The organism is Pseudoalteromonas sp. TAB23 (assembly GCF_000498075.1).
Lineage (GTDB): Bacteria > Pseudomonadota > Gammaproteobacteria > Enterobacterales > Alteromonadaceae > Pseudoalteromonas > Pseudoalteromonas arctica.
This window is the reverse complement of record NZ_AUTP01000098.1, coordinates 1-7,096: the sequence shown is the minus strand read 5'-3', so window position 1 is coordinate 7,096 and position 7,096 is coordinate 1. Positions and strand designations below refer to the sequence as shown.

The following is a 7,096-nucleotide window of genomic DNA, read 5'->3' as shown; positions in this document are numbered from 1 at the left end:
CCCGAAGCCGCGCCTATAATGCCGCCCTCGGCAGCTTTAGTACCTTCGTCTACAGCAAAATCTTCCTTTGCGTATGAGTCGTTGGCTACAATACTAATATCAGCTTCATTAATACCTAAAGCTTCTAATCTATAAATTGCGAGTGTTGCTTGTGATGCACTTTCGAATAACCCAGTAATAACGGTACTCATAATAACTCCTTTATTTATTTAAGAAAATACACTTACTACCAAGCAAAACTCAAACCAAATAAATTATCATTTAAAATCAATAGCATAAAACAAAATCCCGTACTAACTCTCTTATTATTAGAGTAAAAATTGCTAAATTTTGTAAAAAACTCCTATCTACATAAACAAAATTCCTTGCGAAATAAAGAGAGGTTTTTATCACTCTCTTGTTTATGGTTATTACCGTGCTTACCAATAAAATTAAAAACACCAACAGAGCATTATTTTTCATGCGATTTGAAGGTTAAAACAAAGACGCTTATCCTCTTCAATTCCCCTACCCAGTTACAATTGTGTTTTATTAATTCAGTAAAGAGTCAGTCTAATTTTGTTATCACTGTGGTTCATTTTTCGGTGCGCATGAATCGTAAAATACTGTGCTAAATCTTCTTGTTATATTGCCCTGCTATCAGCAGATATAGGCCACTCATGGATTACGAAAACAACTTCTTAAGTCAATCACAACAAGCTGCACTGCAACAAGCGATGGTCAATACCAAGCTTTTAAACAGCACTTCAATAAATACTAACAACATGCCAACACCTGAACAGCAAGCTTATGGTGTTATTGCTGTCGCGCTTTACCGCTTTAATTTACAAAAAATAAAATGGTCATTATTTTTAAAAACAGCAATAAAATTAACTACTAATGTTTGCCAATGGCTGGCCACCGAACTCACAAGATGCCAGCAAGAATACAAAGCCCAACCTAATGACGCTGTAATAATTGAGCAAAACGCTCTTTTGAATGGTATTTTTAGCGAAGAACTCGCCTATGTCGGTGCCTTACTAGGAACTGAAGCACAAGCTTAATAAACTTCCTAAGCGTGAGTAGAATAACCTTTCAGTTAAACGCTCTTACTCTTGTCGCAATCTCACTCAAAGCTTTACGCTTAAATTTGTAAAAATTTGAGTGAGTTTTTTATATAACTGTGCTTATTACTCAAACATCTATCGGTACGTAAATTGCTGTTATTAATATTCTTACTTAAAGAGTTACACATAAATAACGCTGCCGTTATTTATAAAAAGGAGTAAATTATGAGTAATAAACAGCTAATTACAACGATAGGTATAGGTCTCGCCGCTGCATCAGCAGGTATGTTAACAAGGAAAACTTTACAAAAATCGTGGGAAAAGGTTACCAACGAACCAGCCCCAAAAGATAGACCAAGCGAAGAAACAGATCTTAAAGAGGCCGTTACATGGGCTGTAGTTTCAGGTATTGGTGCGGGTGTTGCAAGAATGGCCGTACGTTACGTGCTAGACAAGCGCCGATCCAAATAAACCGACCCGATTGATACCTCTTATAAGTATTAATCGTAATGCGGTGAGGCTCTAAAAGCGGCTTGCGACAGCTACTCCTTAGTTGTTGCAAGCAACCTGGCAAACACCTTGAATAAGGTTTTTTATCATTGAGTTAAAACACGCGTTTAGATTAATATCTAAAAGGGGTTCTGTGGTGAAATTTAAAATGTCGGATGGCACGGCTGCACCGCTTATCCAACCTACGTAGGTAGAAAAAGCCAAAGGCGCCTTCCAACAAGACATCCTAGATTTTAAACAGATACACTCTATTGAACATTAACCTATTAAACATTAACTCCCTTTCAAAGTTGTTGCCTGCCTACAAGCTTGCGTATAATGCCCGTATTCCGGCTGCATTTTTTAGCCGCTAACTTGGATTTTAATAATGAAAAAACTCTCTGCAGTGCAAATAAAACAGCAAGCACTTGTACTTAATACTGCTGAAAAATTAGAAGAACAAGGCCGTGCTGAACTCCCAGGCATGCTGCAATGCTGGTTTGATGTGGAATACCACTTATTTCCAAGTACACTACTGCTGTGCTTTCAGTTTGAAAACGAGCAAGCCTTAGCGGCCGCAGAGCCTGACTTATTAAAGTGGCAAAAACGCTTAAGCGGCGCAATGCTTAAAAAGGGCGTGATTTTAAAAGATATGCGTAAACATTTAGTGTTTACCTTAAAAGGACCTGACGATTAATAGAGGGTTTTAAAGGGATATAAGGCCTTTCGCTCGTGTAGCCGAAGCGCATAAAACCATAATGAAAAGCCGTTGCATTCCTGTAACGGCTTTTTACTTTTATTAGAGCTTAAAGTAGAACCTATAAAGATCAATTTTTGACTCAGGGATTTTTATTAGCCGGTGATACTAATTGGCCGTTAAACAATACTAATGCACGGCAAAAGCAAATATCAGTCGATTCAACGTTAATTGGTTGCCCTAAGTTAGCAATAGTAGGATAGTAAATTACACATAAAACAATCGCTTTATCTTAGGAGTATTATGATCAAAGTATTATTAGCAACCAGCTTAATTGCCTCTTCATTCGCTGCTTTAAGTAATCCTTTAACTGTTGAAGAACAGCGTATCAACAAAGCACAATCAGCAATGCCAAATGTTTTAAATGCATTTACCCCACAAGTATCAAGTTTTGAACAGCAATTTAAAGAATTAAACGACTTTAAAAGTGCAAAAATATTAGTACAAAACTTTAGTTTTGAACTGTGGGAAAACGCAAAACAACGCATAGTAAAAACCAATAACTACGACGACCGAGAGCTTTACTGGGCACGCCTGCTTTCAAGCAAAGTAATACGCACAACATCGCCTAAATTTTCAATTACGCAGGCTCAACTAAATACTTTACTAACCATGCTTGAGGAAGGCAGCAGAGGCCGTACCGACCTTGCTTTTTCATCAGGCAGTACTAAAAAAATATTACTTACAGGCTTTGACCCATTTTTACTCGATAAAAACATAAACCAAAGTAATCCCTCAGGTGTTGCAGCGTTATTACTCGACGGCCAAGTTATTAATTACAACGGCATCAACGCAGAAATTAACACCGTTATGGTGCCTGTACGCTACGAAGACTTTGATCAAGGAATAATAGAGTCGCTACTTGCCCCCTACTACGCACTTAATAATGTAGACATGGTAGTCACCGTAAGTATGGGCAGAACAGAATTTGATTTAGAGCACTTCCCGGGCAAACGCCGCAGTGTAACCGCCCCCGATAATGCCAATATTGTGTATGGCGGAACGCAAACAAGCCCAGTGATACCAAAGCTTAATGGCCGACCACTCCCGGGCAACGAGTTTGTAAAATTTAGCTTGCCTGTAACTTACATGCAAAAAGCCAAAGGCCCTTATAAAGTTATCGACAATCATGAAGTCACCACGCTTGAAAAAACCTATAAAGCGGGTTCGTACGGCGAGCTTAAAAATAGTATTGCGGTAAATGGGGGCGGCGGTGGTTACTTGTCTAACGAAATATCGTACCGCAGTATTCGCCTGCGCGATGCGCTTAATTCAAGTATACCTACAGGGCATATTCATACCCCACGTATACAACAATTCGAACCTGAAACAGAAGCTAAAATAGTAAAACAAATAAAGGCAATGCTAGAGCAAAGCTTAGTAGCGCTATAGTTTATAAAAACAAGTTTAAGGGCGTAAAAAAGGGGGGCACGCCCTCTTCCGCGATTCATTGCAGATTACTAGGAGCTGGGTTACTAGGATCTGGCCTTGCTTTTTTCCTTAATCACAAAAGGCAAAAGAAAGACCTAACCCTAGCGATTGTGCTTGACCGGAACTTTCTAATGGGTAACCCTACAGGTATTTTTAAAATGACATTTATGTTATAGACTTAGCTAGTCACTTACTGGTAAAGCGCCTACAAAAAAAATTTACAGGCGGTATTAAATACGGTCAGACAACCCAATCTACGAGACTCAACTCGTGCCACAAGAAAGCTTAGAACAACTACACATAGTTGGCCGAGTTGTGTGGATGGGGGAAGATTTGTAATACTGCTTTATAAGTAACTATTTAAAAGGATTTTAAGTGAAACGGATTTTATTATTTGCACTACTAATGAGTGTTCAAGTCAACGCAACACAAGTATACAAATATACTGTAAACAGTGTAATCACATTCATTGATCAACCTTGCAGTGCTGATACCCGCATAGTCAAAGTACAATCAGGCAAAAGTAATAATACAGCGACCCCCTGCCAACTAGTTAACCAATACTTAAAGCAAGTAAAACAAACTAGGTCATGTAAAGCTCCCGAATCAGTTAAAGTTGTTAACCACTTTATGCGCTGGAAACAGGACGACAGCGGTGCTAGGCAGCTTTTAGTTTTAGAAGTAAAAGCTAAAAATGGTTATGGTGCCTATGATGGTACAACCTTCTCAGAGTGCTTTTTAGACCATAACGGTACTGGACTCAGTACTGTTCAACATTTCGTAAGAAAATAAACTTAATAAAAATAATCAAACAGGATTTAATATGTCAAAGAGTAAAAATTTTAGTATCTTCTATGATAGCGATGAGACTAAAGATCATACTATTGATGCTGAAGTGTTAGGACAAAGTTTAATTAGCTTTTCCAAGGCTGTAAAAAAAGCAGATAGAGTAATAAATGGGTCTGATTCAACATTAGAAATAGATGTAAAGGCTCATAAAGAAGGCTCTTTTGGTGTTACTTATGAAATTACCCAATTACTTCAAAGTAGTTTGAATGTTATTGAGTATATTGGAATTACAGCGGCCACATCAGCTGTTGTCGGCGGTAGTGTTATGGCTTTAATAAATAATATCGCAGGCAGGAAGATGAAAGGTGTTGTTCGTGAAGGTGATGATAAATCAGTAATTGAACTTGATGATGGTACAAAAATAGAATGTGATCGTCGACTAGAGGAGCTAGTGACAGACCAAGATTTTAGAAAAAATTACGAAGATGTTTTTTATACTCCGATTAAAAATGACCCTACTGCAAAAGTAATACTTAAAGATTCCGAATTAAAACCATTAGAAGTTATAAATCAAACACAGTCTGAAAATTTTAAATCTATAGGAACGAAATCTGTAGAAACAAAAGAAGAAAATGTTGTTACCAATATTCGCTTTACACAAGTGAATTTTGATAGTGGAAATAAAGGCTGGAGGGCTGAGTTACCTAAATTAGATTCTGATGTAGCGGTCAAGATAGAAGACAGCAAATTTTTGAATAGTGTTGATAATAGTCAACAATCCATGGTAAAAGGCAGCTTATTTGAAGTTAAGCTTAGAATAAAAACATTTTTTAAAATTAACAATTCCCCAAGCTATAAGTACACAATACTTGAAGTTATACGACATAGAACAAGCAGCGATAAAAAATTGATATGACAAACGAACAAATCATTTTGATCACACAAATTATGATCTGGGTTGGAGTAGCAGCTGCTTCTCCATTCATTTATCGTGTCACTTATCAAGTAATTCGATATTGTTTATTGTTATTTCAAACACATTCTGAAGTTGTGATTATTAATGAAAGTGGAGGTGAATTACACCTACGTCTTAAAGCTAAAGGCTCTAAACAAGAAGTTATTGATGCCATAAGGAAAAGTTTGAATGGCAACAAATAATTCAAGCCAAGTAGCTTTTAATGCAGGCTTTTTATCTACTGTAGTAATAGGCATAGCAAAATTATCAACTGAGAATGGGTTAATTCCTCAGTTCGCGGCAGATCTTGTATATATTATTACTCCAGCAACAGTAGGTTTTATTGTTTGGCTCTTGAATCGTTTTCTACATAGAGTTGAGCCTTACACTGACGAGCAGATTAAAGAAAGATCACGAATTAAAAACACCTTAAAGCATTTAAAAAAGGAGCTAAAATCAGCTAAAAAATTTCCAGCGGGTAGTGAGTTGGAAAAAAGCTGTATAGCTCAGATCATTATGCAAAATGAAAAGCTTTCAAAAATGACTCTGAGTGAATGATGATGAGATACTATGACTGAACCGACTAAAAGCTTGAGCGAACAAATTAATAACGATGTAACTCTAGCAAGCTGTAAGAAAACACTAATAATTCTTTCATCTATTTTATTAGCGCTTACTTTCTCTGGGGCAAAGATTACAGAAGCTAACACCTTCATTTTTAAAATAACATTTACTAACCCATTAGGTCTAAGTTCCTTGATGCTATTAGCTATTGGTTATTTACTAATTCGTTATAATTCATTGTCACATTTATATGTGGAAAGCTTTCAAAAACAATGGTCAGAGAAAGTTATCCGCAATAGTTTTTATCGAAACTTCGATCATCATAATGATGTCGTGAGTGGGTTTATACCTGACTTGTTTAAATCTTACGTGGATCTTAATAACGAAAGTATTAAAAGAGAGAGCCATGACTTTGTTGAATACGATTTAAATACTCAACTTTTTTTCAATGCTTATTTTCATTTGACCATTCACGATGAGTCTGGCCCAAGTGAACCTGTAAAAGTTTACTTATTTAGTGCTAAAAATAAGTTAAAGTATTTGGCTGCGATCAGTCTGATTTCCTATTATTGGTTAGTTGAACAATTTCGCCACCGTGAGTTTTTAGAATTGTACAGCCCTATGTTTATAGGGTTTATTGCTGTTTTTTGTAGTGTTTGGTCAAGATTCAATCCCTCTATATAATTTTTACCCCATTTAAAATTCTCTCCCCCTAAAACTTGACACTCTGATACAAACATTAAGGGGAGTGCAGAAGTACCAAGCGCGTTTAACCCTTACCCCTTAACCACATTTAAGCTGTTTTAATCAGCGCCCGGAAGTAAAATGCATAAGGTCAGGTCTTGTTTCTTGCCAAGACCAAGCACCAACCTCACGTTTAACACCCTCCCCCGTCATCGCGCCGTGAAAATAAGCAATTGATGAGTAATGCATTTCATGGATGAAATGAAAGCCATGCTTGCACATGGATGTGCTTTCATGGCGTTTACGTTCACATCAATTGTGGTTTGAAGGAAACAGCGTGATGCTCGGGTGCGCTGAGAGTGTCCAGAGAGGGACCAGCGG

General features: G+C 37.2%; 9 protein-coding genes and 1 pseudogene. 9 read left to right on the top strand and 1 reads right to left on the bottom strand.

The genetic code is table 11. The features are described from left to right. Positions 1-191: pseudogene (locus L654_RS0102360) on the bottom strand (hypothetical protein); the annotation flags it as partial. 468 nt (positions 192-659) lie between these two features. Here L654_RS0102360 and L654_RS0102355 point away from each other — a divergent pair. The 9 genes from L654_RS0102355 to L654_RS0102315 all read left to right on the top strand — a co-directional run bounded on the left by L654_RS0102355 (position 660) and on the right by L654_RS0102315 (position 6,715). Then, positions 660-1,043, top strand: a complete 384-nt coding sequence (locus L654_RS0102355; RefSeq protein ID WP_024607151.1) for a hypothetical protein — start codon at positions 660-662, stop codon at positions 1,041-1,043. Positions 1,044-1,271: 228 nt separating this feature from the next. Further along, the gene (locus tag L654_RS0102350) at positions 1,272-1,517 is read left to right on the top strand and encodes a DUF4235 domain-containing protein (RefSeq protein WP_002958040.1); all 246 of its coding nucleotides are present in this window, start codon (positions 1,272-1,274) and stop codon (positions 1,515-1,517) included. 406 nt (positions 1,518-1,923) lie between these two features. Further along, a complete protein-coding gene (locus tag L654_RS0102345; RefSeq protein WP_007579961.1) occupies positions 1,924-2,232 on the top strand; it encodes a hypothetical protein in 309 nt (102 codons plus the stop codon). Positions 2,233-2,535: 303 nt separating this feature from the next. After that, positions 2,536-3,684, top strand: coding sequence for a hypothetical protein (locus L654_RS0102340; RefSeq protein WP_024607150.1), 1,149 nt, complete (start codon positions 2,536-2,538; stop codon positions 3,682-3,684). A gap of 414 nt (positions 3,685-4,098) precedes the next feature. Next, on the top strand, positions 4,099-4,515 hold the full coding sequence (locus tag L654_RS0102335; RefSeq protein ID WP_024607149.1) for a DUF4124 domain-containing protein: 417 nt from the start codon (positions 4,099-4,101) through the stop codon (positions 4,513-4,515). 31 nt (positions 4,516-4,546) lie between these two features. Beyond that, a complete protein-coding gene (locus tag L654_RS0102330; RefSeq protein WP_024607148.1) occupies positions 4,547-5,428 on the top strand; it encodes a hypothetical protein in 882 nt (293 codons plus the stop codon). After that, a complete protein-coding gene (locus L654_RS0102325) occupies positions 5,425-5,670 on the top strand; it encodes a hypothetical protein (RefSeq protein ID WP_024607147.1) in 246 nt (81 codons plus the stop codon). The genes L654_RS0102330 and L654_RS0102325 overlap by 4 nt, the downstream gene beginning before the upstream one ends. Beyond that, positions 5,657-6,025, top strand: coding sequence for a hypothetical protein (locus L654_RS0102320; protein ID WP_024607146.1), 369 nt, complete (start codon positions 5,657-5,659; stop codon positions 6,023-6,025). The genes L654_RS0102325 and L654_RS0102320 overlap by 14 nt, the downstream gene beginning before the upstream one ends. 12 nt (positions 6,026-6,037) lie before the next feature. Next, positions 6,038-6,715, top strand: coding sequence for a hypothetical protein (locus L654_RS0102315; RefSeq protein WP_024607145.1), 678 nt, complete (start codon positions 6,038-6,040; stop codon positions 6,713-6,715). Positions 6,716-7,096: the final 381 nt, after the last annotated feature.

Bases quoted from the DNA above. Each gene is read 5' to 3' on its own strand.
- L654_RS0102345 (WP_007579961.1), top strand. From the start codon at position 1,924: ATGAAAAAACTCTCTGCAGTGCAAATAAAACAGCAAGCACTTGTACTT.
- L654_RS0102325 (WP_024607147.1), top strand. From the start codon at position 5,425: ATGACAAACGAACAAATCATTTTGATCACACAAATTATGATCTGGGTT.
- L654_RS0102350 (WP_002958040.1), top strand. From the start codon at position 1,272: ATGAGTAATAAACAGCTAATTACAACGATAGGTATAGGTCTCGCCGCT.
- L654_RS0102315 (WP_024607145.1), top strand. From the start codon at position 6,038: ATGACTGAACCGACTAAAAGCTTGAGCGAACAAATTAATAACGATGTA.
- L654_RS0102320 (WP_024607146.1), top strand. From the start codon at position 5,657: ATGGCAACAAATAATTCAAGCCAAGTAGCTTTTAATGCAGGCTTTTTA.
- L654_RS0102340 (WP_024607150.1), top strand. From the start codon at position 2,536: ATGATCAAAGTATTATTAGCAACCAGCTTAATTGCCTCTTCATTCGCT.
- L654_RS0102330 (WP_024607148.1), top strand. From the start codon at position 4,547: ATGTCAAAGAGTAAAAATTTTAGTATCTTCTATGATAGCGATGAGACT.
- L654_RS0102355 (WP_024607151.1), top strand. From the start codon at position 660: ATGGATTACGAAAACAACTTCTTAAGTCAATCACAACAAGCTGCACTG.